The organism is Salinibacter sp. 10B (genome assembly GCF_002954405.1).
In the GTDB taxonomy this organism is placed as follows: Bacteria; Bacteroidota; Rhodothermia; order Rhodothermales; family Salinibacteraceae; genus Salinibacter.
Genome location: NZ_MQWC01000004.1, coordinates 2,003,782 through 2,026,783 on the forward strand (window position 1 = coordinate 2,003,782; position 23,002 = coordinate 2,026,783).

A 23,002-nucleotide genomic window follows, 5' to 3' on the forward strand; every position below is an offset into this window, starting at 1 on the left:
TGCAGTGCCGGTTGGACGAGGGCTCTCCTAGAGGCGAACGCCAAGCCCCGTGGTTACGACGTTATTGTCGCTTCCAATCGCATAGTCAACGTTGAACCGAAGCACAGCAAACGTGAGCGTGAATCCCGCGAGGGCGCGGAACCGGTTGGCCGCCGTTTGACTGAGCGAAATCTTCGGGTCTTCAACGTCGTCGGTGTTCAGTGGGAAGGTGTAGTTGTAATCGACGTTGAACTTCTCATACTGGACGCCGCCGTAGAACGTAACAGGAAGGACAGGCACGCCTTTGCTCGCCTGAAGGTTAAACGCCCATCCCGAAGCGTCCAGTACCTCCTGGGCGCCTGTCTGCCCGAGTTCGTTTTCGAGAGAAAACTGGTTCCACGCGCCCTGAACGGCAATATTCATGGGAATTGGCGCCGGGAACCACTGGTCAATGTCGTGACGCACTGCAAGCCCAAACACCCCGACCGTTCCGTAACTGCTCCCCGCCCAAGAGAGCTTGGACTTCGGAAAATACCGGAGCTGTACGTCGGTTCCTGCAACGGACCCGACGCCCACCTGAGGAATGACGAGTGGTGCAATCGGGGTATCGACAAGTCCCTGTGGTGCCTTGGCCCTTGCCACCTCTCGCGTCTGCCCATTCACGACGGTCTCTACGACCAAGTCTGGACCGGGCGGTTCAGTTTCTCCAAGAATCGTCGGTACGGTTCCCGTTCCTTCGTAGGTGACCGTGAACTCCTGCCCATTGGAGGTAAATGACGTCTGCCCATTCCCAAACGGCCGGAAACTCGTCTTCATGGACGAGGTGAGCGTCCCGGAGACGCTCACCCCCACGTACACGTTAAAGGGGAAGCCCGGAATCAGGCTGTTGCCCACGTCGGCACTTCGAAAGAGGCCGCTGTTGACCCCAGCCCCAAAGGTGTTCGTAATCGGCTGAACGTAGCTATCAGCGTATTCCCCACTGATCGTCTGAAGCGTTTTTCCGAGATCGCTGAGGTCGTCCTGCCCTTGCTGGGCACGGGCAGGCGAGACGAGCAGAAGACCGGCGAGAACGAACGTACATAGAAGGGGAGAGATGCGACGCATGGACTCTCGAAAGTCGGTGAGGGAGCGGTTGAAAGAGGAGAGTAACCTATTCGGTAGAGCATATACTCGCAACCATCATTCCAGAACACGGCCCCGATGGGGGAAAATGCGACAACGACCGATTCTTTATCCGGCGGCGGACGCCTCCGGATGGAGCGGAGTATAGTGAGCAACACGGGCCTCGGCATGGGGAGACGTGAGCAGGCTCACCGTCACAAAAACGAGGAGATTGGCGATCAGGCCGTATACCCCCTCGTGTAAGGGAAAGGGCCGCAGCGTAGGGGCCACCAAAAACAGGGTGTTTACACTCACGCCGGTGAGAAGACCCGACAGGGCCCCAGCCCCGGTGGCGCGCGGCCAGTAAAAAGCGGCAAACACGAGCGGGAAGATCTGTGCGACTCCTCCATATGCCCCGAGCAGAAGCGCCACGATGCCCACTTCCGAAAACACAGCGAAGTAGTACGCCGCGGCACTGATTGCAACGACGAGTCCGCGAATCCACTGACGCTGACGACGGTCCGTCATCTCCCCAGACACGAGCGGCTTGATTCCATCCCGAAGCCCGATGGAGGCCGCAGCGTGTAGAATCGCATCGCCCGACGACATGGAGGCCGCAAGAGCACCCGCGCAGACAAGTCCCACAAGCACAGGCGAGAGGTCGATCTCGGTGAGAAGATGCGGCACGATCGTGTCGGCCGGAGCCACGTCCGGAAATGGAAGAACGCCCGCAAACCCGATCAGCAGAATCGGGACGAGAAAGAGTTGGAACGTGGGATAGAGGACCACCGTGAGCTTCAGCGTTCGCTCGCTCCGGGCCGTGAACGCCCGCATGAACAGGTGCGGCCACACCGAGAACCCCACCGCCGAAACGACCACAGCGGAGCTGTATCCCGCCCAGGTCCACGCCGATCCATCCGCGGCCAGCCCCGGGGCAATCAGCATGTCTCGCAGGTCGCTGGCCGCAATCGCCTCGAACATCGGCTGCACCCCGCCATGAAACTCAAATGGCAGGTAGAGGCCCAGAAACCACGCGACAATCATCATAAAAATGCCCTGCAGCGTGTTCGTCCACCCAATCGCCATCATGCCACTCGCAAAGACGTAGACGAGGACGACGCCGTACGCAACGAGCGCCCCCAGCCACTGCGGCACGTGCCCGTTTGAGATGGTGGCCAGCAGGAAGCCCGCCCCTTTCATTTGGAGCGTGAGGTACGGTACAAACACGACCACGCTCAACACCGCAAGCACGACCGAGAGCGCCTGGCTATTGTAGCGGTGCGCCAGCATCTCGGCCTGCGTAACGAAGCCGAGCGCCTCCCCGACCCGTCGTGCACGAGGCCCGAGGAAGTAGAACGGCACCATGCCCACTGCGCCGTAAGCGATGATGTAAAAGGCCGCTGCCCCGCGCGAGTATGCCCACCCCGGCGCCCCCAGAAAAGCGAACGACGAAAAGACCGACGCCCCCAGTACAAAGTACAGGACGAGCGTCCCAAGCGTACGGTCACCCGCGACGTACCCCGTCACGCTCTTCGATACTGTGCGCCCCGACCATACGCCCAGCCCCAGCGCAAGCACGAGGTATCCCCCACAGACAAGCAGTATGACGACCCATGCCTCCATACGCTTGGACGGCTATACATTATGATCGTATGCAAGTAGGGACGACCTGGACCTCTCCCCCACGAACCTCCCGGCCCGAAAAACGTCGACGGACATCGTTATCCTTCCTCTGCCCGATACAAGACCACAAGTGCACCAAACACGACGAGCAACCAGCCAACCACCCACGCGAAAGAGAATGGAAGCCCCAGAATGTAGGGCTCAATACTGGGAATGAGCGGATATACCGGCCAAAGCAACGCGAGCCCGGCCATGATCACGATCCCTACGAATGCGAGGAGACGCGTACGACCGGAACGGTCTCGCAGACCTCCGATCACGAGGCCGCGCGGTATGTCGTTTGATGAATCGGACATCCCAGCATGTAGAGTCATTCGCACAGTTTGTCCTCTGCTCGCAATCGCCTGCGGACCGCAATTTCCGAAAAAGCAGGTCCTACACGTCGTCGGAAATCGCACCTGCAGCCCGACGTGAACTAAACTTCCACGGAACGGCGACTGCACGCCGCCAGGATGCTACCCCTGCTCGAATGTCAATCGGGGCTCGGAAGAGAAGGACATCTCCATCCCTGTTCGGTGACGTGCAGCCACGGACAAATCCGAGTCCCCGGAGCTGCCGGACTCCACCTCCGTGCTCGAATTATACGGGGTTTTGTGCGGCGTGCCTCCCTGTCGACAGGAGTAAAGGATGCTGGCAACAAGAATGAGGGTCGCAAGGCCCCCAATAGTAGCAAAGGTTCCAGCGAGGGCGTAGCGTTTCATGGGTCAGTCGTCAAGATGAGGATCGGCGCGAAGCTCGGCTAAGGAAACTTCCTTGGTACGACAACAGCCGAGGGGACACTAGGGTAACGTCTCGATTGCCGACCAAAGAGACAAGCGGAAAGAAGAACCATCGGCCTCGTAGTCCCGCTGCGGAGAGAACCTAACGGATTTTTAGAAGTTCATCGCACATCGAGATCCTTCAAGTCGCTGCTGAGACGATCCGGCTACTCTTTCGCGCTCTCTAGCAACGCAATGGGCTGACGCTACAACGCGTGTACTTCGTATTGCGTATTCTGTGCTACGTCCGTTCGGTCGAGACCGAAATACGCAACACGCATACGCTTAAAATGGCACCTCGTCCTGCACTTCTTCATTTGTCGGATGATCGGCTTCGTGCTCCTGTTCCAGGATTTCGATGCCGTCCGCCGAAAAGCCAAACATATCTTCCGGCGAAAAGACGAGCCGAAAGTCTTCTTCGGTAAAGAACGGCTCGAATTTCGTCGCAAACTCGTTAAGCCGCTTTAGGTAGTAGGCCGTATTTTCGTCGGGATTCTCTGGATCCCAGTCGTCGGCCAGCGCACAGTTTTTGAAGGCCGTAACGGTGGCGCTGTCGCCGGTGATGTAGTACGTGATGCGGTCGCCCTTCTTCACGGGCTTGCCGGTGCGCTCCTGTTTCTGCTTCGCAAGCTCATAGGTCGCGGCACGCGGACGCTGGCCCTCTTCCACGTCGGCCTCGTACTGCTCCAGGGTGTCCTTCAGTGTCTCGGTGCGGGCAAAGCTCTCGACGCTCTCCCAGTCGTGCTCGATGATTTTGTCGCGAGTGTCCACGTAGAGGTCGTGCAGGCCCTCCACGTCATAATCGAGCAGGCGGCGGATGGCCTTCCGCACGAAGTCGCGGCCAAACGGCTCGTTGGAGCGGGAGATGAGCGAGGAGCCTTTAAACTTCAGATCGTCGTCGTACGTGAGGAGGGCATAGTTTTTCTTCTTGTAGGAGAGCATCTTCTTGTACCGCCCGTCGAACCCCACGCGGATGCCTTCGGGCATCGCCTCTGTGAGCCCCACGGTAAAGTCGACCTCGGCCTCCTCCCCCCGCACCCCGTCCGGCGGCACGAAGAGGACGCCGTCCGTGTCCACCTCGATGACAGTGCCGCCCCGGTTGCGAATCTCGTCGATGAGCTCGCGCAAGATCTCCTGCCCGGTGCGCGCCACGCGGTCGGCCTCCTCAAAGTCGTTAAAAACGGAGAGGGAGAAGCCGAGGACGCCGTAGAATGAGTTAATCAAAACTTTGTATGAGGATTGTCGCGCGTCGAGCTCACTGCGGATTTCCTCGTCCTCCGCGTTACGCATGTCCTCCTTCGTCTCCAGGCGCAGGTCCGTGAGCCGTTCCAGCAGCTGCGGGAAGAGGTCCAGCGAGTCGCCCGTCGGCTTCACGTCGTAGTTGAGCATGATGGAGGGGTACAGGCTCTCCACGTCGGCGTATACGATGGGTCCCATCACACCAGTGCGGAAGATGTCGGTGTAGCCGCCCATCGACTGACTACCCCACTCGCTGCGAGGCAGGGCGTGGCGCTTCCGCAGGTACTCGCGGACAAAGAGACTCTCGATCTTGGCCGCCGGCCCGCGCCGTGCCGACGAGCCGTACGTCATGGGAAGCATCTGCGCGAGGTAGAAGGTGGAACCGGAAAGGTGTCCGGCGAGGCGCTTCGTCTCGATCACGTCGTCAAGGGCGTAGTCGAGCAGTGTGTCGCGCTCTTCCCGCCACGCCCGTGAGATGTCGACGCCTTCGATGTACGTGCGCTCCTCGGGCGCGAGGCCGAAGTAGCGGGCCGCCGTCTTGAGGCTGTAGTCCGGCAGGTCGCGACTGAAGACGTCGAACGACATCACCTGGAAGTAGGTGTCGATCACGTGCCGCCCCACGATGTCGACCGCCGGGTAGTCCACCGTCCGCTCGGCAAAGCGCATGCTGGAGTCGTACGTGCGGGGCATCGACCCGTCGCGCCCGATGGCAAAATCGACGCCGTGCATTTCGCAGCGGTCGAGAATGTAGCTTAGGTCAAAGGAGAAGACGTTGTGCCCCTCGATCACATCGGGGTCGCGCTCCCGGATCACGTCCACGGTCTGCCGGAGCAACGCGGCCTCGTCCACCCCGTCCTGGAGGTGGAGGAGCTTCGTCCAGCCCCGGTTGTCAGAAAAGGCAACGATGATGATTTTGTCCTCCGGCCGCTCGGCGCTGGGGAAGCCGCCCTCGGTGTAGACCTCAATGTCGAGCTGGAGGCGGTGCAGATCGTCGAGCGTCATGTCGAGCAGGCAGGTCCGGCCCGACTGCATGAGGTACTGCTGCGTGGGCGAGCCGACGCGGTAGATCTCGTCGGGCCAGCTCTCGTCGCTGTCGGTGCGCCGCTCGATCTGCCGGACTGCGTCCCAGTAGTCGTTCCAGGTTTCGAAGACCACGAGATAGCGAAAGAAGTTGTCGCCGCTAAGCGTCTGGAACCGGAACCGGTCGCGCATCCCCTCCAGCAGCGAAATATCGCTCAGAAAAAAGAAGGGGAAGAACCGCTCCTCGTGCTCGATAATGTCAGAAAAATCCTCCGTGCGCTGGTAGAGTCGCACCGTCGCAGGCTCGCTCGACGGGCGATCCATCATCGGATGCACGTCCACGAGGCGCGGCATCGGATCCTTGCCGAACAGGGCCACGTCGGCCGCCGACGCCTCATCGGGGGCGGCCGGGGCCGGATCTGACGCCGTGGCAGCGGACGGAGAAGAAGATGGTGGCATGAACCAGGCGGAGGTTTCAGAAGAGATGTCCTCGATGAATACGAGCGTCAATGACGGATGTGTCCTCCATTAGTCCCGAGAGAGTCGTTCCTCCGGCAGCCACGCCCACTGCAACTGGCTGGAGACGAGCGTTTCCCCTCCGTCAGGAGCGGTAAGCGTCACGTTCACGTCGATGCGCCCGATGGGGCGGGACTGGATCGTCTCCGTCTCGTCATTAGACAGCGTGGCCTCGGCCTGCACAGTATCCCGACTAAACCGGTCGAACGACACGTCCATCGTGCGAAGCAGCGGAGCGGACCCCGTGGGTACGTTGAGGGCCACCACGAGCCCGGAGGCCGTCTCGGCCAGCAGGGCCAGCGCGGCGGCGTGAAGCCCTCCAAGGTGGTTCTGTACGCCCTTCCGGTTGTCGAGTCGCACAGCCACACGGGTCGGCGTGTAGGCATCAATAAAGCAACCGGCCGTATCGACGAATGGAATAACGTCTCCGACGGCCCTCGTGACCAGGGAGGGTCGTACATGCGACGGATGATCGGCGTAGCGATCCGCAATGCGAGCGAAGGGATTGATAGACGACATCGAGGACGAAAAGGATGGATTCGCAGTGAGACGAGCGAGAGAAGCACGGTACAGCGGGGCCCCGCGATTCCTCTTCGCGGCCGAGGCCTATCGATTGGTCCGCTTTTTGTTATTATCACGTTCGCGGATCAGAAAATAAGAATCCGAGAGAACGTACCTTCGGGTGGCTCGTAAGGGGAGATGTCTTTTGCCCATCCAACACGCGTCCTGTAAATCACACCGGGATTTTCGCACTATGGCCAGTTCGTCGTGCACAGAGAGGGCCTTAGAGGAGCTGGAGCGTCTCATTACGGAGAAGATGCCCATCACGGAGCATCTCGAGTTTTCGCTGGTAGCGGACGACGATGGACGAGTACGGGCCTCGGCCCCGCTGCAACCCAACGTGAATCATATGGGTAGTGCCTTCGGGGGAAGCCTTAGCATGCTGGCTACGGTCACCGGCTGGGCCATGATGCACCGCGTGGTCGAAGATGCAGTCGAGGACATGAAGCGCCGCGTAGAGGTGATGATTCAGGAGAGTGATATTGAGTACATGCGGCCCGTGTACGAAAATATTTCGGTGGTTTGTGAACGGCCGGATGAGGATACCCTAGAGCGGTTTCAGAAGATGCTAGATCGGTGGGGACGGGCCCGGCTCGATCTCAAGTGTAAGATCGACGCAGCGGGTGAACGAGCCGTTACCTTTATCGGAAGCTACGTGGCCCTCGCGAAGGGCGAAGAGCAGGGCGACGGCGCCCCGACCGAACTGATGTGAGGGAGGCCGTGCTCTTAGAAGCTGTTTTAATTTCACGCGCTGTGAGTTCGGCAGGACGCTACGACTGCGGACCCGTTCCTGCCCGCCGGGGATGCAGGCGTATACGCTCCGATTTGCTTTTGGTCTACGAAAATATCGGCATCGGATGTGGAGACGGGCGTAAATGAAAACGGGTTCTTAGGGCGAGCGCCGGGCGTCCACTTTGACGAACCGGGCGGGAGCCTATAGCATCTCTTCGTACATGCGGTACGAGGTTTCCGTCATTCCCATCGCCTCGTACGTCTCCCGTGCCGCTTCATTGCCCCGTTCCACGTAGAGGCGGAGTCCACACACCTCCTCCACATCTCGCGCCTGTCGCCGCACCGCCCGATGCAGGGCCCTATAAACCCCGCTCCGTCGTGCCTCGGGCCGCACGTATACGCTCTGAATCCACCAGAACGTGCCGTTGCGCCAGTCGCTCCACTCGGTCGTGATCATTAAGGATCCAACGATTCGTTCGTCCCGCACGGCCACAAGATAAAACCCGCGGCTCGGATCAGCGAATAGGGCCTGTACCCCGTTTCGCACAGTCTCTCGATCAAGGGATTTGCCCTCCGTCTCCTCCGCCATTTGCCGGTTGAAGTGGGCGATGGTGTCGGCGTCTTCACGCGTGGCACGTCGGATGATGATTTTGTCTGCCATCAGTTTAGGGGAAGATAATAACTCTGACGAAACAGCCTTCTTCAATCCGTAAATGTTCAACGTTAAACGGTAAAGAGTTCGGGGGCGTGCAGTGTATTCTTCTACAGCAGCCCGTGGGACAGTGGGACACTACTTCTGCTTGCGGCTTAACTTGTGCGCCTGCCGGGTGGGCTCCGGAATTTTATAGCGCGGGCTGCAGGCGAGAGTGACCGACACCGCATCGTCCAACGTGATGCGGTGCCCCACACTCACGTAGACGGGGTTCACGTCGGTCCGCGTGCGGAGCACTGCGCCGACCGTCTCCCCCTTGTCCTCCAGCGGTACCCGACTCCCCTTCTCCGTGCCGAGCGTGCCCTCCGGCTCGCCGACCAGAATCGACTTCGCGACGCCGAACGTGGGATGATCGAGAAGGACGCCGAGGTGGCACGCAAAGCCGAAACGGCGCGGGTGGGCCAACCCGTGGCTATCCGTCATCAACACATCGGGCGTTACGGAGAGTTGCTCCAGGGCCGGAAGCACGGGCGGCGTCTCGCGAAAGCTGAGCAGGCCCGGCACGTACGGAAAGGGCACATCGCACCGATGCACCGCCTCGTCCACCCGCTCCATTTCCGGCAGTGCAAGCACCGAAATCGCGGCCTGCGCCGTATCGTCGCGGATGCTCACGTCGATCCCCGCCACGGTCTCGACGTCCGCCGGAAGGGGACCTTCGACAACCTCGGGGGTTAACCGCTCCTGAATCTTCTTTGCCTCGTCCGGTGAGACATCCCAGTCGTGGTCGTCTTGCAGGTCGACATGCATGATCGAGGGGAGATCTGACGAGCAGTTCGTTCCGAATGAAACTGCGCGGATGACCAAAAAGCAAGCCCGCCGCCGACAATGCCAGACGTGCCCCCTGGACCTTTCGAGCTGAAATGTGCATTTGATAAGGAGAAAAGACCGAGGACTCGTCTTTTGCCCATCCGTCCCTTGTCCAGGTCTGCTCGATTGATGGATCCCGACGCCACATTCAACGAGGACGAAATCCAGAAGCTACTCGCGCGAGCTGCCGAGCTGCAGGCAGCGTCGGACGACGCGTCGTCGCCCCCAGGGCTCACACTTCAGGAGGTGGAGCAGGCTGCCGAAAGCGCAGGCCTCGACCCGCGCCACGTCCGCCAGGCTGCTCGCGAGTTGTCTCGGCCAAAGACTACGCACGCGTCGACGGACGTCAACGATTCGCACCTTTTTGTCGAGCGCCGAATCGACCGCCCAGTGTCGGACGATGCGTGGACGGCGGTATTGAGCGAGCTCCGGCATCGCACCGGCGTCCCGCAGGGGTGGTCCGTGAGCTCTCCGTTTGAGTGGAGTACGACCGACACGATTGGAAATACGCACGAATGGACACACCATCGTCTCGGCAACACGCGGGAACTGCGCGTCTCGCTGCGCCCCAGCGGAGAGCAAACTCAGCTCCGCCTCGCCAAGCGGACGTCCACCGACGGCACCCCCCTCCTAAATGCGATCGGCATCGGCCTCGCGTGTGCTATCGTGGCGGCCTCCATTGTGGGCGGAACGATGGCCTCTTGGCTCTGGGCCCTCGTCGGAGGCGTGATCGCGTTTTCGGTTGCCGCCCCGACCGCCTATGCCGGGATCCGGGCCTGGCGCCAGTCTCAACTCCGCTCCCTGAAAACCCTCGCCGACCAACTGGAGCGCGTCCTGGTCGAGTCTTCATCGACGGCTCCGTCCTCTCCAATGGACCCATCGTCCCAGCATCGGTTGGAACAGCCCCAACAGGACGCCTCCTCTTCAAGCTCCGACCTGCACCCACGTCGCCGGGAACGCGACACTCCGTAACCTCCCCGTTTCGGACGCACTCACAAAAGTTTCCGTGAATCGAGTTAGATCGGAATCCTGATCGCGCTGTGGGCATAAATACAAAATCCCGTACGGAGTTCGAGATCCGACTCCGACCTCGGGTCCATAGCTCAGCTGGTTAGAGCGCTACGTTGACATCGTAGAGGTCAGTGGTTCGAGTCCACTTGGACCCACCGTTGCCGCTCTCCGTCCCGAAGGCCTTCGGGATGAGGCGGCTTTTTTGTTATCGGTCCGGCCTTGTCCGGCCTTCGCGCGTACGAATCTCCCCTTCTGGTTCCCATGCCCGACGTTGACGAAAAGACCATTACGATCACCCTTCCCGATGGCTCTGAGCGTGAATATTCGGTCGGGACGACGGGACTGGAGATTGCTGAAAGCATCGGCGCGGGGCTGGCGCGGGATGCTCTTGCCATCAAGGTGAATGGAGAGGTCTGGGATCTTTCCCGTCCGATTACGGAGGACGCCGAGATTGCCATCCTGACGTGGGACGACGAGGAGGGCAAGGAGACCTTCTGGCACTCCTCCGCCCACCTCATGGCCGAGGCGCTCCAGGAGCTCTATCCGGACGTAAAGTTCACCATCGGTCCGCCCATCGATCAGGGCTTCTACTACGACGTGGACCTGGGCGACCAGACCCTTTCGTCCGACGAGCTGGAAGAGATCGAGGAAAAGATGCTGGAGCTCGCTCGTCGCGACGTGGAATACGAGCGGCATGAGGTCTCGAAGGACGACGCCATTGACTACTACCAGGATGCCGGCAACGAATACAAGCTGGAGCTGATTGAGGAGCTGGAGGAAGGGGAGATTTCCTTCTACGAGCAAGGGGCGTTTACCGACCTCTGCCGCGGCCCACACATTCCCTCAACCGGTCGCATCAAAGCCCCGAAACTGCTGTCCGTCGCCGGGGCGTACTGGCGCGGCGACGAGACGAACCCGCAGCTCACCCGCATCTACGGCGTGAGCTTTCCGAAGCAGAAGATGCTGGAGGACTTCCTGGAAAAGCGCCGCTTGGCAAAGGAACGGGATCACCGGAAGCTGGGCAAGGAACTCAACCTCTTCACGTTCGACACCGAGCAGGTGGGACCCGGCCTGCCGATGTGGTTGCCGAAGGGCACCACACTGCGCCAAACCCTCCGCGAGACGCTGCAGGAGGAACAGATCAAGCAAGGCTACAAGCCGGTGACCACCCCGCACATCGGACGGCTTGACCTCTACCGAACCAGCGGGCACTATCCGTACTACAAGGAGGACCAGTTCCCGCCAATGATCTTCGACGAGGGCGGCGAAGACGGTGAGGAGGACGGCTACCTCCTCAAGCCGATGAACTGCCCGCACCACGTCAAGATCTACCAGAATGACATGCACTCGTACCGGGACCTCCCGGTGCGGCTGGCGGAGTTCGGAACGGTCTATCGCCACGAGCAGACCGGCGAGTTGGGCGGCCTCACGCGAGTGCGCGGCTTCACCCAGGACGACGCCCACATCTTCTGCACCCCGGAGCAGGTCAAGGACGAATTCATCGAGGTCATCAACCTCACGCTGAAGGTGCTCAATGCCCTTGACTTCGAAGAGTTTGAGGCCCAGATCTCGCTTCGCGACCCGGCTGACAAAGACAAGTACGTGGGCCGAGACGAGCTCTGGAACCGGGCCGAGCAGGCCATCCGCGATGCCGTGGCCGAGACGGATCTCGATGCCCGCGAGGAGATCGGGGAAGCCGCCTTTTACGGCCCGAAGCTCGACTTTATGGTCGAAGATGCACTGGGGCGGGAGTGGCAGCTCGGCACCATCCAGGTCGACTACAATCTGCCGGAGCGGTTCGAGCTTACCTACGTTGATGAAAATGACGAGCGAAAGCGGCCCGTCATGATTCACCGCGCTCCGTTCGGATCGCTTGAGCGCTTCATCGGTGTGCTCATTGAACACTGCGGCGGGGACTTCCCGACGTGGCTCGCGCCGGTGCAGGCCCAGGTCATTCCGGTGAGCGACGACTTCAACGACTACGCGCAACGCGTGGCCCAGCAGCTCCGGCAGGCCGACGTGCGCGTAAACGTCGACACCGACGACGAGACCGTGGGCTACAAGATTCGACAGGCCGAAACCCAAAAGATTCCGTATATGCTGGTTGTGGGGGGGCGCGAGGAAGAAGACGGCACAGTGTCCGTCCGTGCCCACGGCGACGGGCAGCAGGACACCCTGTCGCTGGAGGCCTTCCTCGACCAGTATGGCCCCGAGTTTGCCCCCCGCCTCGAATGATTCTGTCTTTGCGACTCTCCGAACATTCTGGTAAGTCGTTCTTTACTGAAACCTCACAGGGGGACTTGCGTGTGAACTGAGTCCCTGGCTTGGTCCTGTGTACTTCGCACAGGCCAGTCCGTGCATGTGATCGTGCTCTTCACTCAACAACCCCATACACCGCTATCGCTGACGTCGACAAACTTCGCGTAAATGAGAGTATTCGGGCCGATGAGGTTCGAGTCGTAGAGCCGGACGGCGACCACGATGTCGTGCCCGTCGAAGAGGCGCTAGAACGCGCCCGCGACCACGAGCTCGATCTCGTCGAGATCGCCCCGGACGCCGATCCGCCCGTCTGCAAGATCCTGGACTACGGCAAGTACCGCTACGAGAAGCAAAAGGAAGAGAAGCGGCGCCGGAAGAAGTCGAAGTCCATGGAAATGAAGGAGCTTCGCTTCCGGCCCCGGACCGAGCAGCACGACTTCAACTTCAAGGCGGACCACGCTCGCGAGTTTTTGGAAGACGGCAACAAAGTGAAGGCCTACGTGCAGTTCCGCGGGCGAGACATTGTGTACAAAGACCAGGGCATGGATCTGCTCCGTCGGCTCATTGAGCGGCTCCAAGACATTGCCCGTATCGACCAGCCCCCTCAGATGGAAGGCCGCCGGATGACGACCATTCTGGCACCGCACAAGAACAAGTAGCCCTCTGGTTCTGGGGTGCGTTCCCCGTGAAGGACTCCCGATACGGGAACGTGCCCCGGGGGTCCTCATACACGAATTTCCGATTGTCCGTGCTCTCGCACAAATCCCTTCGGGGTGTTGATTGTCATGCCTAAGATGAAGTCCCACAGCGGCGCGAAGAAGCGCTTCAAGAAAACCGCAAACGGCAAGATCAAGCGCAAAAAGGCCAACAAGGGACACCTGTTGACCAAGAAGAATTCGAAGCGCAAGCGTCAGCTTCGCAAAAGCGTCGTCATTGACGACAAGGCGAACGAGAAGCGCATCAAGCGAATGCTGTCCACGTAGACAGCATTTGGGATCTCCACACGGTATGCACGTGGTGTTTCTCCAGTTTTCGCGGGCGGCAGGTTGAAGGCCTTGCCGCCCGTGTTCTACGTTTATTTATTCCGAGTCTGCGAATCCAACGCACGTTTCATTATGCCGCGCGCAACGAACAAGCCGGCCACCCGTCGTCGTCGCAAGAAAATCTTGAACAAGGCGAAGGGCTACTGGGGCCGTCGGAGCAAAGTCTACAAAGTGGCGAAGCACGCGGTCGAGAAGGGACTGCAGTACGCCTACCGTGATCGACGCCAGAAGAAGCGTCGGTTCCGGCGTCTGTGGATCACCCGCATCAACGCGGCCACACGCCAACACGACGTCAGCTACTCCCAGTTCATGGGACAGTACCGCAAGTCCGACCTCGACATGAACCGGAAGGTGCTGGCCGACCTCGCCGTGCACGACCCCGATGCGTTTGAGCAGATCGTGGATCACGTGATGGAGTAACCTCAGGCCCCTTTACTCTTGCGGTGATGTTGTTGTCGTTTCTGACGTTTGGGTCCTTTCACGTAGTCGGGCCCACGGAGCCCGCAGGGATCTGAACGTTGATCGCTGACATTGCCAGTGATACGAAGTCCCGTCCCGGCTCCGCAGGCCTGGCGGGACTTTCTTGTTTGGTTTAGGCTGGCGTTCGCCCCGCCCCTCCACTTCGCACCTCCTCGCACACTTTTGATTCGTTCCCCTGCCCATGCCCGACGAGATCGACGCGCTTCGCGAGCAGATCGACGCGGAGACCATTGAAAGCGAAGACGACGCCGAAGCCTTCCGGATCAAGTACCTCGGCCGCAACCAGGGCGCCATCACGGAGCTCTTCGATCAGATTAGCGACCTGCCCCCTGAAGACCGTCCCGAGTTCGGGAAGCGCGTCAACGCACTGAAGTCTTTTGCCCAAGAACGGCTCGACGAGGCAAAGGCTCGTCTCCAACGAGAAGAGCAGTCGGGCGGGCCCGACATCGATCTCACGCTGCCGGGACGTCGCAATTTTCGGGGCTCCACGCATCCGCTCACGCAGACGATGGAGGAGATTCTCCGCATCCTGCGTGGACTTGGCTTCTCGACGTACGAGGGCCCCGAAATCGAAACGGACTGGCACAACTTTACGGCCCTCAACTTTCCCCCCGACCACCCGGCGCGCGACATGCAGGACACGTTTTTCCTGCAGGACGAGACCGACACGTCGTCCCGCGATGCCCCCTCCGGCGACACCCCGACCGTTCTCCGCACCCATACGTCCCCGGGCCAAATCCGCATCATGCAGGAGGATCCTCCCCCGATTCGGGTCGCGGTGCCCGGGCGCGTGTACCGCAATGAGGCAATCTCGTACAAGTCCTACTGCCTCTTCCACCAGGTGGAACTGCTGTACGTGGACGAGAACGTGACGATGGCCCAGCTCAAACAGGCGCTCTATAGCCTCGCGCGCGCTCTCTTCGGGGAAGACGTGACGCTCCGCTTCCGCCCCAGCTACTTCCCTTTCACGGAGCCGAGCGCCGAGGTGGACGTGTGGTGGGAGGACGAGGAGTCCGACGACGGCGGGCAGTGGATGGAAATTCTCGGCTGCGGCATGGTGCACCCCAACGTGTTCGATTCCGTTGGCGTCGACTCAGAGCAATACACCGGCTACGCCGTGGGCATGGGCGTGGAGCGAATGGCCATGCTCCGCCACGGCATCGACGACATCCGCATCTTCTACGAGAACGACGTTCGGTTCCTCGATCAATTCTGACAATTGCGAATTGCGAGTGTCAACTTTCGAATTGGAGAAGGACCACTCGTCAAGCAGTTACTTCTGCTTCCGAGCGGTTTTCTTTGAGGCAACGATAATCGATACGAGTTCGTGAGCTTCTTCCTGTAACTGCTAGACGGACTCTTTTCCTCCTTCCCCCAATTCGTTGAGCAGCTCGAGCCAGAACTGGGATTCGTCGGCCTCCTCTTCCACAAGCGCAAGCTTTGCAATGAAGTCCTTGCGGGATCGGGCGTGACAGGCGGCTCGATAATTTGCCCCAACCGACGTTGCGGATCGGAGAAGCTGCCGTCGAATGATGCGACACTCCGCTGTGTTGGGCAATGATTTGCAGAGGTGGATCACGTTGAGAGCAAACCGCTTGGTGCGATCTCGAAGATCTGGCATGAGAAATCGTGCAGGCAAAGACAATAGAGAGGCTATGTGGTAGACACGAAGGCCTCACACGCATAACGACATTCGCCACTCGAAACTCGAAATTCGAAAATGCAGCTTAGTTATCGCTGGCTCGAACGGTACGTCAATCATGACTGGGATCCCGATGCTCTGGCCGAGCGGCTGACCATGGCCGGGCTGGAAGTGGAGACCGTTGAGCCAATTGGGCAGCACCTCGACGGGGTGGTCGTAGGCAAGATTGAGGACGTGCGTGAGCACCCGAACGCCGACCGTCTCGTCCTCTGCGACGTAGACCTGGGCAACGGCGCCCCCGTCCAGATTGCTTGTGGTGCCCCCAACGTGGCGGCCGGCCAAAAAGCCCCCGTCGCCACCGTCGGAACCACCCTTTCCCTCCCCGACCCCGACAATCCGGAGGAGCGCCAAGAGATCACGGTGGAGGCCCGGGAGATGCGCGGCGAAGAATCGAACGGCATGATCTGCGCGGAGGACGAGCTTGGCCTCTCCGACGACCACTCCGGCATCATGGTGCTGGACGAAAACGCCGAGGTCGGGCGTCCCCTCGCCGACTACCTGGCAGCCCATGACGTCACGCCCGACGACGCTATTCTCGACATCGAACTGACCCCCAACCGCCCGGACGCGGCCAGCCACCTTGGGGTGGCACGCGACGTAGCGGCCCTCGCCGAGTCGTCCCTTGAGTATCCCGAAGTAGACCCGCCCGCTCCCGGCGGCAGAGTGGCCGACGAAGTGACGGTACACATCGAGGACGAACAGGGCTGCCCGCGATACGTCGCCATGCTCGTGCGGGATGTAGAAGTGCAGCAGTCCCCCCTCTGGCTCCGACGGCGCCTCTCCGCCATCGGCCTACAGCCACGCAACCACGTCGTCGACGTTACCAACTTCGTCCTCCACGAGTGCGGCCAGCCGCTCCACGCCTTCGACCGCGCCCAGCTGGCCGACGACACGATCGTCGTCCGCCGCACCGACGGCGAAACCGACTTCACGACGCTTGATGACCAGGAGCGCGCCTTGCCCGAGGATACCCTCCTCATCTGCGACGCCGAGAAGCCCGTGGCCGTCGCGGGCGTGATGGGCGGCGCCAACTCGGAGGTGACGACGGAGACGACCGACGTGCTCATTGAGAGCGCCTACTTCGACCCATCCAGCATCCGAAAGACGGCGAAGGCGCTCGACGTACAGACCGACTCCTCCTACCGCTTCGAGCGCGGCGTGGACCGCGACGGGCAGGTATGGGCCGCCGCCCGCGCAGCGCAGCTCATCGCCGAGCTCGGGGACGGAACCATCGTGCCCGGCATGGTCGACGCGCATCCCAATCCATCGTCACCCACAACCGTCAACCTGCGCCCGGACCGGCTCCGTACCGTGCTGGGGCTGGATGTGCCAACGGACGAGGCCGTTCGTCTCCTCGACGCGATTGGCTTTGAGATTGACGAGAAGGAGGACGCCCTCCACTGCACCGTGCCGACGTGGCGGCCCGACGTGTCGATCGAGGAGGATCTGATCGAAGAGGTGGCGCGTCTCCACGGCTACGACCAAATTCCGGAACCGGAGCGCGTGCCCGTCCCCAGCCGCACGCCCGACCAGCGGCCCGAGGAAGTGCTGGAGCGAAAGACCCGCGAGCTGCTGCGCGGACGCGGCTACCGCGAGATCTACACGAACAGCATGCTGCGGACCGACCGCGCCGAGCGGTTCAACGTCCCCCCTGCCGGAAGCCAAAAGGCCCCGGTCGTAAAAACGAAAAATCCGATCTCGGAAGAAATGGCGGCGCTTCGGCCTCGCCTCCTCCCCGGCGCCCTCGAAGTGATGCAGCACAACCGAAACCACGGACAGAGTGCGCTTCGACTCTTCGAGTTCGGTCATGTCTACCGCCGGGCACAAGAACACGAGGATCCGATCGTACCGGGCTACGCCGAGCATCCGGCCCTTCTTCTCGCCATGAGCGGGCCGCACGCCCCCATCGGCTGGGACACCGACCCGCGCGACTCCGACATCTTCGACCTCAAGGGGCTTGTGGAGACGTTGTTCGACGATCTGCGGGTGCCGGACGTGTCCCTCACGCCGCGTACGGGCTCGGACTCTTCGTCTATCACGACGCACCAAATCGACGTGACGGCTGGCGACACGCCGCTCGGCACTGTGGCCCAGGTCCAGGACGACGTAGCGGCCGACTTCGACTTGGAGGACCATCCGGTCTTCGTGGCCGAGTTTCACTGGGGATCTCTCGCCGACCGGGCCACAACCGGCCGCCACCGTACCTACGCCCCGGTGAACCGCTTTCCGGTCGTGGACCGTGACCTCGCGATTCTCGTGCCCGCCGACCAGCCCGTGGGGCCGATGCAAGCCACCATCCGGGAGACCGGCGGCAACCTCCTCCGCCGTGTCGACGTATTCGATGTGTACCAGGGCGAAGGCATTGATGACGACGCAAAGAGCGTCGCATTTACCCTTCGCTTCGGCGCCGATCGCACGCTGACCGACGAGGAAGTCGATGAGCAAATCGACGCCATCACGGATGCGCTTGCCCGTGCCCACGACGCCACCCTTCGACAATGACCGGCGCCTCCCATGACAGAACGCTGGAAGTATCCTTTCTACGTCATCGCCATTCTCCTGCTAGTGATGTGGCTCTTTGGATGAGCTGCCTTCTCCAGAAGGGCCCGATGGGGAAAATCCAAGAGCGACGGGCAGAATCCTCATTCTCTCCTTGAGTTGCCGCCCCCTGTTCCCTATCGTACCTCATGCATCACTTTTAAAGTTACACTTGAACCAACCGTCGGTGCTCGACGAAGGAGAAGACATTCCCCTCCTCCTCGTACCGCAGAGAGGCTCGTTTCTTCAGGCCGATCGGTGTCCCGCAGATTCATCATGAACGACTCGTCCCCGTCCCTTCCAGAGTCCGACCCCGCCCCTCCCGTACCGGCGTCGATTTCTTCGGAGCACACGGACCGGTCTGGGACAGACGAGTCCATGGACATGTCTCACCTTCCGGCGGAACACCGAGACACTCTTCAGCGCCTCCATCGACGGGTACAAGACGCCGTCGAGACGATCGAACGGCTGCGTGCCAAGAATCGAGAACTGCAGCAGCGCGTGGAAGAACTGGAAGCGCGCCCCACCTTTCCGGAGAACGATACAGTGGTGGCCCTGGACGATGACCCCGACGAGCTCCGGGCCCAAATTACCGACTTTATCGACGCCATCGATACGTTCCTGGAAACGACTCCGACCGACGACGACCCAAAAGCGGCCGACGACGATCCGTCTGCCCCCCCTTCTGACGATTCTCCCGACGCGTAAGCGGCCCTGCCGGGTGTCCGTTTGTGCGATGTGCCGATCCGTGAAACCGACCCTCATTCAGTTTGCTCGGATGTCGAGAATCGCATTCACCCGTGAGCAGAGACGGATTCCATAAACCTCTTCACGCATCGGTATGGCCGACTCCTCTCAAACCAAATCCATCCGCGTCCACATCCTGGGACGAGAGTATGCTCTGCGCGTGCAGGAAGAAGACGAAGCGTTTACCCGAGAGGTTGCCTCGTTCGTCAACGCCCGCATGGAGCAATTTCGGGACCAACACCCAGAACAAGCTGAGCTCACGACGGCAGTGATCACGGCCTTGGCCTTGGCCGAGGATTTGCATACGCTGAAGGAGGAACAGGCCGGGGGCACGGAGGCCTTGAACGATGAGCTCGACCAGTTGTCTGACCGGCTCGGTTCTGTGATAGAGGACGACTGATTTTTGGATCTGCTTCCACACCGGGGAGTCTCAACGGAACGGAGCAGATTTGTCCTTGCGTCGCGGCGTATGTGAGTGTGTGGGTATGGATGTTTGGGCGTTCGTGGAGCCCAACCCCTGATTCTTTGCGGTCTTTGAACCGGAGGTAGTGCAACGTTCGCTTCTGCGAACCGTGGATACCTCCTTGCCCCTGCCCGTTCCTCCCAAACGCACGCCCACCCTCCCATCCCCAAGATGTATCGGCTCGGCAATCGGGGCGGGACCGCTGGCAGGTCGCTCGGGGACTATTGCGTACAGTTGAAGCAACCATGATCAAACTCGACGACGTTTCGGTCAAATTCGGGAGTGAGACGCTCTTCGACGACCTGTCGTGGACCATTACGCCTGAAGAGCACCGGATTGGGCTCGTGGGACCGAATGGGGCCGGAAAAACGACCCTCCTCAAGCTCATCGCCGGGCGCATGACCCCGGACAGTGGGCGCGTCACGCAGGAGGGCGTATCGGTGGGCTACCTGGAACAGGATGTGCAGGAACTGCCGGAAGACCGAACGGTGCGGGATGAAGCCCTCCGGGCGTTTGAGGAGGTGTTGGCGCTGGAAGAAAAAGAAAAGCGCATCACCGCCAAACTGGAGGAGACGGATCACGAGAGCCGCGAGCACACGAAGCTGCTCAACCAGCTGAACCGGGTGCAGGAACAGCTCAACAAGCACGACTCCCAGCGCATCCGTCCCCGCACCGAAGCGACCCTCACCGGCCTCGGCTTCGATCCCGACGAGTTAGACCGTCCCCTCCACACGTTCTCCGGCGGCTGGCGCATGCGCGCAGCCCTGGCCCGCCTTCTCCTCCGCGAGCCCGACATCCTGCTGCTCGACGAGCCCACCAACCACCTCGACATCGAGAGCATCGACTGGCTGGAGGGCTACCTGGAGGGCTATCCCGGAACGGTGATTCTGGTGAGCCACGACCGCTACGTCTTGGACCGCATGGTAACGGCCACCGCCGAAATCACGCGAGGGCGCCTGCTTCACTACGACGGCAACTATTCCCATTACCTGAAGGCACGCGAGGAACGATACGCCCGCTGGCAAAACGAGTACGAGAATCAACAGAAGCGGATCAAGGAGATTGAGGAGTTTATCTCCAAGTTTCGCTACAACGCCTCCCGGGCCAGCCAGGTACAGAGCCGGATCAAGAAGCTGGAGAAGATGGACCGGATCCCCCCGCCGCCCGACGACGAGCCGGAGATCCACTTCCGCTTCCCCGACCCGCCCCGCTCCGGTCGCGTGGTGCTCGAGCTCTCCCCGTTCAGTAAAACCTACGAGACCGAAACCGGGCCGGAGCCTGTGTTCACGAACGCGGGCCCACTTACCATCGAGCGCGGCGACAAGATCGCGATGGTTGGGCCGAACGGGGCTGGGAAATCGACGCTCGCCCGCATTCTACGCGGCGTGGAGCCGTTCGAAGGAGAGCGCGACCTCGGCCACAAGGTCAATCTGTCGTTTTACGCCCAGCACCAGGCCGACATGCTGGACGCCGATCAGACGGTGTTCGACGCCGTCCGCGAAGCCGCGCCGGACCGCCCCAAAACCGAGCTTCGCAATCTACTCGGCACGTTCCTCTTCACCGGCGAAGACGCGTTCAAGTCCGTAAGCGTCCTCTCTGGGGGCGAAAAAAGCCGGGTGGCCCTCGCCCGCACGCTCCTCTCCACCGCCAATTTTCTCATTCTCGATGAGCCGACCAATCACCTCGACATCCAGTCGAAAGAGGTACTCATCGAGGCGCTGCAGCAGTACGAAGGCACCTTCGTCCTCGTGAGTCACGACCGTCACGTGCTCGACGCCGTAGCCGAAAAGGTGTGGCGCATTGGCGGCGGGACGGTGCGCACCTTCCTCGGCAACTACTCGGACTTTCGCTGGCAGGTGGAGGAGGGGTCGGCCCGTCCGCTCGAAGGCACCACGTCTGCCTCCTCCGACCCGGAAGAATTCGCCCCCGACGCCTCCCCCTCCCAGAACGGACGCGATCATAGCGATCAATCCTCGTCGTCCTCGTCCTCCTCATCGGCTCCTCCCTCGGACGGCCGGTTTGCCGGCCTCAATTCGTACCAGCTCAAGCGGAAGCTGGAAGAGACCGAGGAGGAGATTATGGAGATCGAGGAGCGACAGGAAGAGCTGGAAACCAAGATGGCCGATCCGGACGCCTACGAAGGGGAAGGAGCCCGGGCCCGCGAGCTCTCTGATGAATACAATGCCCTCAAGAAGGAGCTCTCGTCCCTCTACGAAACCTGGGAGGCCCTCACCGAACACGTCATGGCACTGGAAGACGAATAGAGCAACGCCCGACGCAATGCTCCTTCGGTAGCGGACGGAGCAGAGCTAGACTTGCCCCTGAACTGCATCTCCCCCGAGAAGTATCCCTCACCCCTTCTCCCATCGCGGTCCTTCGTACACACTGCAGATCTTAAATGAGCGTGTGGGGACTCCGTCTCGTCGTTCTGCTCGAAATTGGGCTGCTGATTGGTGCTTTTCCTTCTCTCGGGTACGCCCAGATCGACGAGTTGCCCCGTCCGGACACTGCGCATGCGGGGTCATTCGGCGTCTCTGTCGCGCTCGGCGACTCGATTGCGGTAGTGGGGGCAAGTGGCGAGGAACGGTGCGGCCCAAATGCAGGCGCCGTGTATATATACGAGCGTGAGGTCGGCCCCCAGTTTGACGAATGGAACGGTGTTGCTCGCCTCACGCCTCGTACTTGTCGCGCGAACGCATTCTTCGGGGAGCAAGTGGCGCTGAGTGGGCATCGCTTGCTCGTGAGTGCCTCCTCGGGCGAACTGTTTGCCGAAACGGGCAGCAATGCAGCCTACATGTTTACCCGTACCTCGACGGGGACGTGGACGCAGACAGCCCGCTTCACGGGGCCGCCCAACCGCTCTGACGGCTCTTTTGCAGCCGACATTGACCTGGACGATGACCGCGCCGTCGTGAGCACGTCCGGCAATCCGGACAGTGGAGGGCATGGGGCCGTGTACGTATACAACTACGACGCAGCCACCGAGAAATGGACCCAATCGGCCCGGCTGACAGCCCCCTCCGATGAAACGCCAGGAGTGCTGGGACGGGGGGTGTCCCTTCACGGAAACCGGGTCGCCGTGGCGGCCTCTACGTACTTCGACGACTCTCCCGGGACCGTCTACGTCTTCCGTCGCAATCCGGAAGCCCAAACATGGGCCCCGTCGGCCCACCTGACTGACATCGATGCCTTTTTTATTGAGCTCGAGCTGTACGGCTCGGTCCTTCTCGTCGGCGAGGACCGAGCCGGCCCCGAAGAATCGGGACAGGCCACGATTTTTACTCACCGACGCAACCAGGGGTGGCGGAAGACGGAAACGCTCCGCCCCTCCCTTCCCTACGACTCCGGCGCATTCGGCACCGCCGTGGCCCTGGAACGCTCATGGGCACTCGTGACGGGTTACGGCGAACAGCTCAATAAGGACTTCAACATCGACCGTGTCGTGTACGTCTTCCGACGACGCGGAGGACAAAACTGGAGGCAGCGCTCCATTCTCGACATCGGGCAGGTGGACTTCGGGGCGGCCCTGGATCTCCACAACGCAACGGCTCTCGTGAGCTCGGTTCCCCCGGAAGGCCCCGGATCAGTATATATTGTCCAGCTTCACTGACCGTGCGTCTCTTCTGATATCGGGCCGTGTGCCCCCAACAC

At 61.1% G+C, this 23,002-nt stretch carries 20 protein-coding genes and 1 tRNA gene; 13 read left to right on the forward strand and 8 right to left on the reverse strand.

From position 1 onward, the window contains the following. Positions 1 to 27: 27 nt before the first annotated feature. From BSZ35_RS08425 to BSZ35_RS08450, 5 genes are all read right to left on the reverse strand, one after another. Positions 28 to 1,083 carry a DUF6588 family protein gene (locus BSZ35_RS08425; protein WP_105012018.1) on the reverse strand — a complete coding sequence of 352 codons (1,056 nt, stop codon included), beginning with the start codon at positions 1,081 to 1,083 and terminating at the stop codon, positions 28 to 30. Positions 1,084 to 1,209: 126 nt separating this feature from the next. Further along, complete coding sequence (locus BSZ35_RS08430) at positions 1,210 to 2,703, reverse strand: sodium:solute symporter family protein (RefSeq protein WP_105012019.1); 1,494 nt, start codon at positions 2,701 to 2,703, stop codon at positions 1,210 to 1,212. Between the two features lie 98 nt (positions 2,704 to 2,801). Continuing rightward, positions 2,802 to 3,059 carry a hypothetical protein gene (locus BSZ35_RS08435; protein WP_105012020.1) on the reverse strand — a complete coding sequence of 86 codons (258 nt, stop codon included), beginning with the start codon at positions 3,057 to 3,059 and terminating at the stop codon, positions 2,802 to 2,804. A 747-nt stretch (positions 3,060 to 3,806) separates the two neighbouring features. Then, positions 3,807 to 6,239: a DNA polymerase domain-containing protein gene (locus tag BSZ35_RS08445; RefSeq protein ID WP_105013788.1), complete on the reverse strand. Its 2,433-nt coding sequence runs from the start codon at positions 6,237 to 6,239 to the stop codon at positions 3,807 to 3,809. A gap of 69 nt (positions 6,240 to 6,308) precedes the next feature. Further along, positions 6,309 to 6,815 (reverse strand): DUF4442 domain-containing protein, encoded by a 507-nt coding sequence (locus BSZ35_RS08450; protein ID WP_105012022.1) that lies wholly within the window; start codon positions 6,813 to 6,815, stop codon positions 6,309 to 6,311. A 235-nt stretch (positions 6,816 to 7,050) separates the two neighbouring features. On the opposite strand from BSZ35_RS08450, the gene BSZ35_RS08455 reads away from it, so the two are divergent. Further along, entirely contained in the window at positions 7,051 to 7,569 is a 519-nt protein-coding gene (locus tag BSZ35_RS08455; RefSeq protein ID WP_105012023.1) for a YiiD C-terminal domain-containing protein, read from the forward strand. A gap of 222 nt (positions 7,570 to 7,791) precedes the next feature. On the opposite strand, the gene BSZ35_RS08460 is transcribed toward BSZ35_RS08455, so the two are convergent. Beyond that, positions 7,792 to 8,250 carry a GNAT family N-acetyltransferase gene (locus BSZ35_RS08460; RefSeq protein ID WP_105012024.1) on the reverse strand — a complete coding sequence of 153 codons (459 nt, stop codon included), beginning with the start codon at positions 8,248 to 8,250 and terminating at the stop codon, positions 7,792 to 7,794. 129 nt (positions 8,251 to 8,379) lie between these two features. Then, positions 8,380 to 9,048, reverse strand: coding sequence for a deoxyribonuclease V (nfi, locus tag BSZ35_RS08465; RefSeq protein WP_105012025.1), 669 nt, complete (start codon positions 9,046 to 9,048; stop codon positions 8,380 to 8,382). A 189-nt stretch (positions 9,049 to 9,237) separates the two neighbouring features. On the opposite strand from nfi, the gene BSZ35_RS08470 reads away from it, so the two are divergent. From BSZ35_RS08470 to pheS, 7 genes are all read left to right on the forward strand, one after another. Beyond that, positions 9,238 to 10,080 carry a hypothetical protein gene (locus BSZ35_RS08470; RefSeq protein WP_105012026.1) on the forward strand — a complete coding sequence of 281 codons (843 nt, stop codon included), beginning with the start codon at positions 9,238 to 9,240 and terminating at the stop codon, positions 10,078 to 10,080. A gap of 120 nt (positions 10,081 to 10,200) precedes the next feature. Then, positions 10,201 to 10,274 (forward strand) — tRNA-Val (locus BSZ35_RS08475). Between the two features lie 106 nt (positions 10,275 to 10,380). After that, positions 10,381 to 12,354 carry a threonine--tRNA ligase gene (thrS, locus tag BSZ35_RS08480; protein ID WP_105012027.1) on the forward strand — a complete coding sequence of 658 codons (1,974 nt, stop codon included), beginning with the start codon at positions 10,381 to 10,383 and terminating at the stop codon, positions 12,352 to 12,354. Between the two features lie 164 nt (positions 12,355 to 12,518). Further along, the gene (infC, locus tag BSZ35_RS08485; RefSeq protein WP_105013789.1) at positions 12,519 to 13,037 is read left to right on the forward strand and encodes a translation initiation factor IF-3; all 519 of its coding nucleotides are present in this window, start codon (positions 12,519 to 12,521) and stop codon (positions 13,035 to 13,037) included. A 126-nt stretch (positions 13,038 to 13,163) separates the two neighbouring features. Then, a complete protein-coding gene (gene rpmI, locus BSZ35_RS08490; protein ID WP_105012028.1) occupies positions 13,164 to 13,361 on the forward strand; it encodes a 50S ribosomal protein L35 in 198 nt (65 codons plus the stop codon). Between the two features lie 132 nt (positions 13,362 to 13,493). Then, a complete protein-coding gene (rplT, locus tag BSZ35_RS08495; RefSeq protein WP_011405508.1) occupies positions 13,494 to 13,841 on the forward strand; it encodes a 50S ribosomal protein L20 in 348 nt (115 codons plus the stop codon). 241 nt (positions 13,842 to 14,082) lie between these two features. Then, positions 14,083 to 15,117 carry a phenylalanine--tRNA ligase subunit alpha gene (gene pheS / locus BSZ35_RS08500; protein WP_105012029.1) on the forward strand — a complete coding sequence of 345 codons (1,035 nt, stop codon included), beginning with the start codon at positions 14,083 to 14,085 and terminating at the stop codon, positions 15,115 to 15,117. A gap of 132 nt (positions 15,118 to 15,249) precedes the next feature. Here the strand turns inward: pheS and BSZ35_RS08505 are convergent, their stop codons facing one another. Next, positions 15,250 to 15,522, reverse strand: a complete 273-nt coding sequence (locus tag BSZ35_RS08505; RefSeq protein WP_219846616.1) for a four helix bundle protein — start codon at positions 15,520 to 15,522, stop codon at positions 15,250 to 15,252. Positions 15,523 to 15,621: 99 nt separating this feature from the next. Here BSZ35_RS08505 and pheT point away from each other — a divergent pair, with 99 nt between their 5' ends. The 5 genes from pheT (at position 15,622) to BSZ35_RS08530 (ending at position 22,961) form a co-directional block, all read left to right on the forward strand. Next, positions 15,622 to 18,105, forward strand: coding sequence for a phenylalanine--tRNA ligase subunit beta (pheT, locus tag BSZ35_RS08510; RefSeq protein WP_105012030.1), 2,484 nt, complete (start codon positions 15,622 to 15,624; stop codon positions 18,103 to 18,105). A gap of 312 nt (positions 18,106 to 18,417) precedes the next feature. Further along, positions 18,418 to 18,849 carry a dopamine receptor D4 gene (locus BSZ35_RS08515; RefSeq protein WP_105012031.1) on the forward strand — a complete coding sequence of 144 codons (432 nt, stop codon included), beginning with the start codon at positions 18,418 to 18,420 and terminating at the stop codon, positions 18,847 to 18,849. 133 nt (positions 18,850 to 18,982) lie between these two features. Beyond that, positions 18,983 to 19,288, forward strand: coding sequence for a cell division protein ZapA (locus BSZ35_RS08520; protein WP_105012032.1), 306 nt, complete (start codon positions 18,983 to 18,985; stop codon positions 19,286 to 19,288). 308 nt (positions 19,289 to 19,596) lie between these two features. Beyond that, positions 19,597 to 21,615 carry an ABC-F family ATP-binding cassette domain-containing protein gene (locus BSZ35_RS08525; protein ID WP_105012033.1) on the forward strand — a complete coding sequence of 673 codons (2,019 nt, stop codon included), beginning with the start codon at positions 19,597 to 19,599 and terminating at the stop codon, positions 21,613 to 21,615. Positions 21,616 to 21,749: 134 nt separating this feature from the next. Next, the gene (locus BSZ35_RS08530; protein WP_105012034.1) at positions 21,750 to 22,961 is read left to right on the forward strand and encodes an FG-GAP repeat protein; all 1,212 of its coding nucleotides are present in this window, start codon (positions 21,750 to 21,752) and stop codon (positions 22,959 to 22,961) included. The last annotated feature ends 41 nt before the right edge of the window (positions 22,962 to 23,002 follow it).

What these genes read in the sequence shown, in the direction of transcription:
- BSZ35_RS08450 (WP_105012022.1), bottom strand. Translation starts at nt 6,815, where the DNA reads ATGTCGTCTATCAATCCCTTCGCTCGCATTGCGGATCGCTACGCCGAT.
- pheS (WP_105012029.1), top strand. Translation starts at nt 14,083, where the DNA reads ATGCCCGACGAGATCGACGCGCTTCGCGAGCAGATCGACGCGGAGACC.
- BSZ35_RS08530 (WP_105012034.1), top strand. Translation starts at nt 21,750, where the DNA reads ATGAGCGTGTGGGGACTCCGTCTCGTCGTTCTGCTCGAAATTGGGCTG.
- BSZ35_RS08425 (WP_105012018.1), bottom strand. Translation starts at nt 1,083, where the DNA reads ATGCGTCGCATCTCTCCCCTTCTATGTACGTTCGTTCTCGCCGGTCTT.
- BSZ35_RS08470 (WP_105012026.1), top strand. Translation starts at nt 9,238, where the DNA reads ATGGATCCCGACGCCACATTCAACGAGGACGAAATCCAGAAGCTACTC.
- BSZ35_RS08430 (WP_105012019.1), bottom strand. Translation starts at nt 2,703, where the DNA reads ATGGAGGCATGGGTCGTCATACTGCTTGTCTGTGGGGGATACCTCGTG.
- BSZ35_RS08445 (WP_105013788.1), bottom strand. Translation starts at nt 6,239, where the DNA reads ATGCCACCATCTTCTTCTCCGTCCGCTGCCACGGCGTCAGATCCGGCC.
- thrS (WP_105012027.1), top strand. Translation starts at nt 10,381, where the DNA reads ATGCCCGACGTTGACGAAAAGACCATTACGATCACCCTTCCCGATGGC.
- pheT (WP_105012030.1), top strand. Translation starts at nt 15,622, where the DNA reads ATGCAGCTTAGTTATCGCTGGCTCGAACGGTACGTCAATCATGACTGG.
- BSZ35_RS08525 (WP_105012033.1), top strand. Translation starts at nt 19,597, where the DNA reads ATGATCAAACTCGACGACGTTTCGGTCAAATTCGGGAGTGAGACGCTC.
- BSZ35_RS08435 (WP_105012020.1), bottom strand. Translation starts at nt 3,059, where the DNA reads ATGTCCGATTCATCAAACGACATACCGCGCGGCCTCGTGATCGGAGGT.
- BSZ35_RS08460 (WP_105012024.1), bottom strand. Translation starts at nt 8,250, where the DNA reads ATGGCAGACAAAATCATCATCCGACGTGCCACGCGTGAAGACGCCGAC.
- BSZ35_RS08515 (WP_105012031.1), top strand. Translation starts at nt 18,418, where the DNA reads ATGAACGACTCGTCCCCGTCCCTTCCAGAGTCCGACCCCGCCCCTCCC.
- BSZ35_RS08455 (WP_105012023.1), top strand. Translation starts at nt 7,051, where the DNA reads ATGGCCAGTTCGTCGTGCACAGAGAGGGCCTTAGAGGAGCTGGAGCGT.
- nfi (WP_105012025.1), bottom strand. Translation starts at nt 9,048, where the DNA reads ATGCATGTCGACCTGCAAGACGACCACGACTGGGATGTCTCACCGGAC.
- rplT (WP_011405508.1), top strand. Translation starts at nt 13,494, where the DNA reads ATGCCGCGCGCAACGAACAAGCCGGCCACCCGTCGTCGTCGCAAGAAA.
- rpmI (WP_105012028.1), top strand. Translation starts at nt 13,164, where the DNA reads ATGCCTAAGATGAAGTCCCACAGCGGCGCGAAGAAGCGCTTCAAGAAA.
- BSZ35_RS08505 (WP_219846616.1), bottom strand. Translation starts at nt 15,522, where the DNA reads ATGCCAGATCTTCGAGATCGCACCAAGCGGTTTGCTCTCAACGTGATC.
- BSZ35_RS08520 (WP_105012032.1), top strand. Translation starts at nt 18,983, where the DNA reads ATGGCCGACTCCTCTCAAACCAAATCCATCCGCGTCCACATCCTGGGA.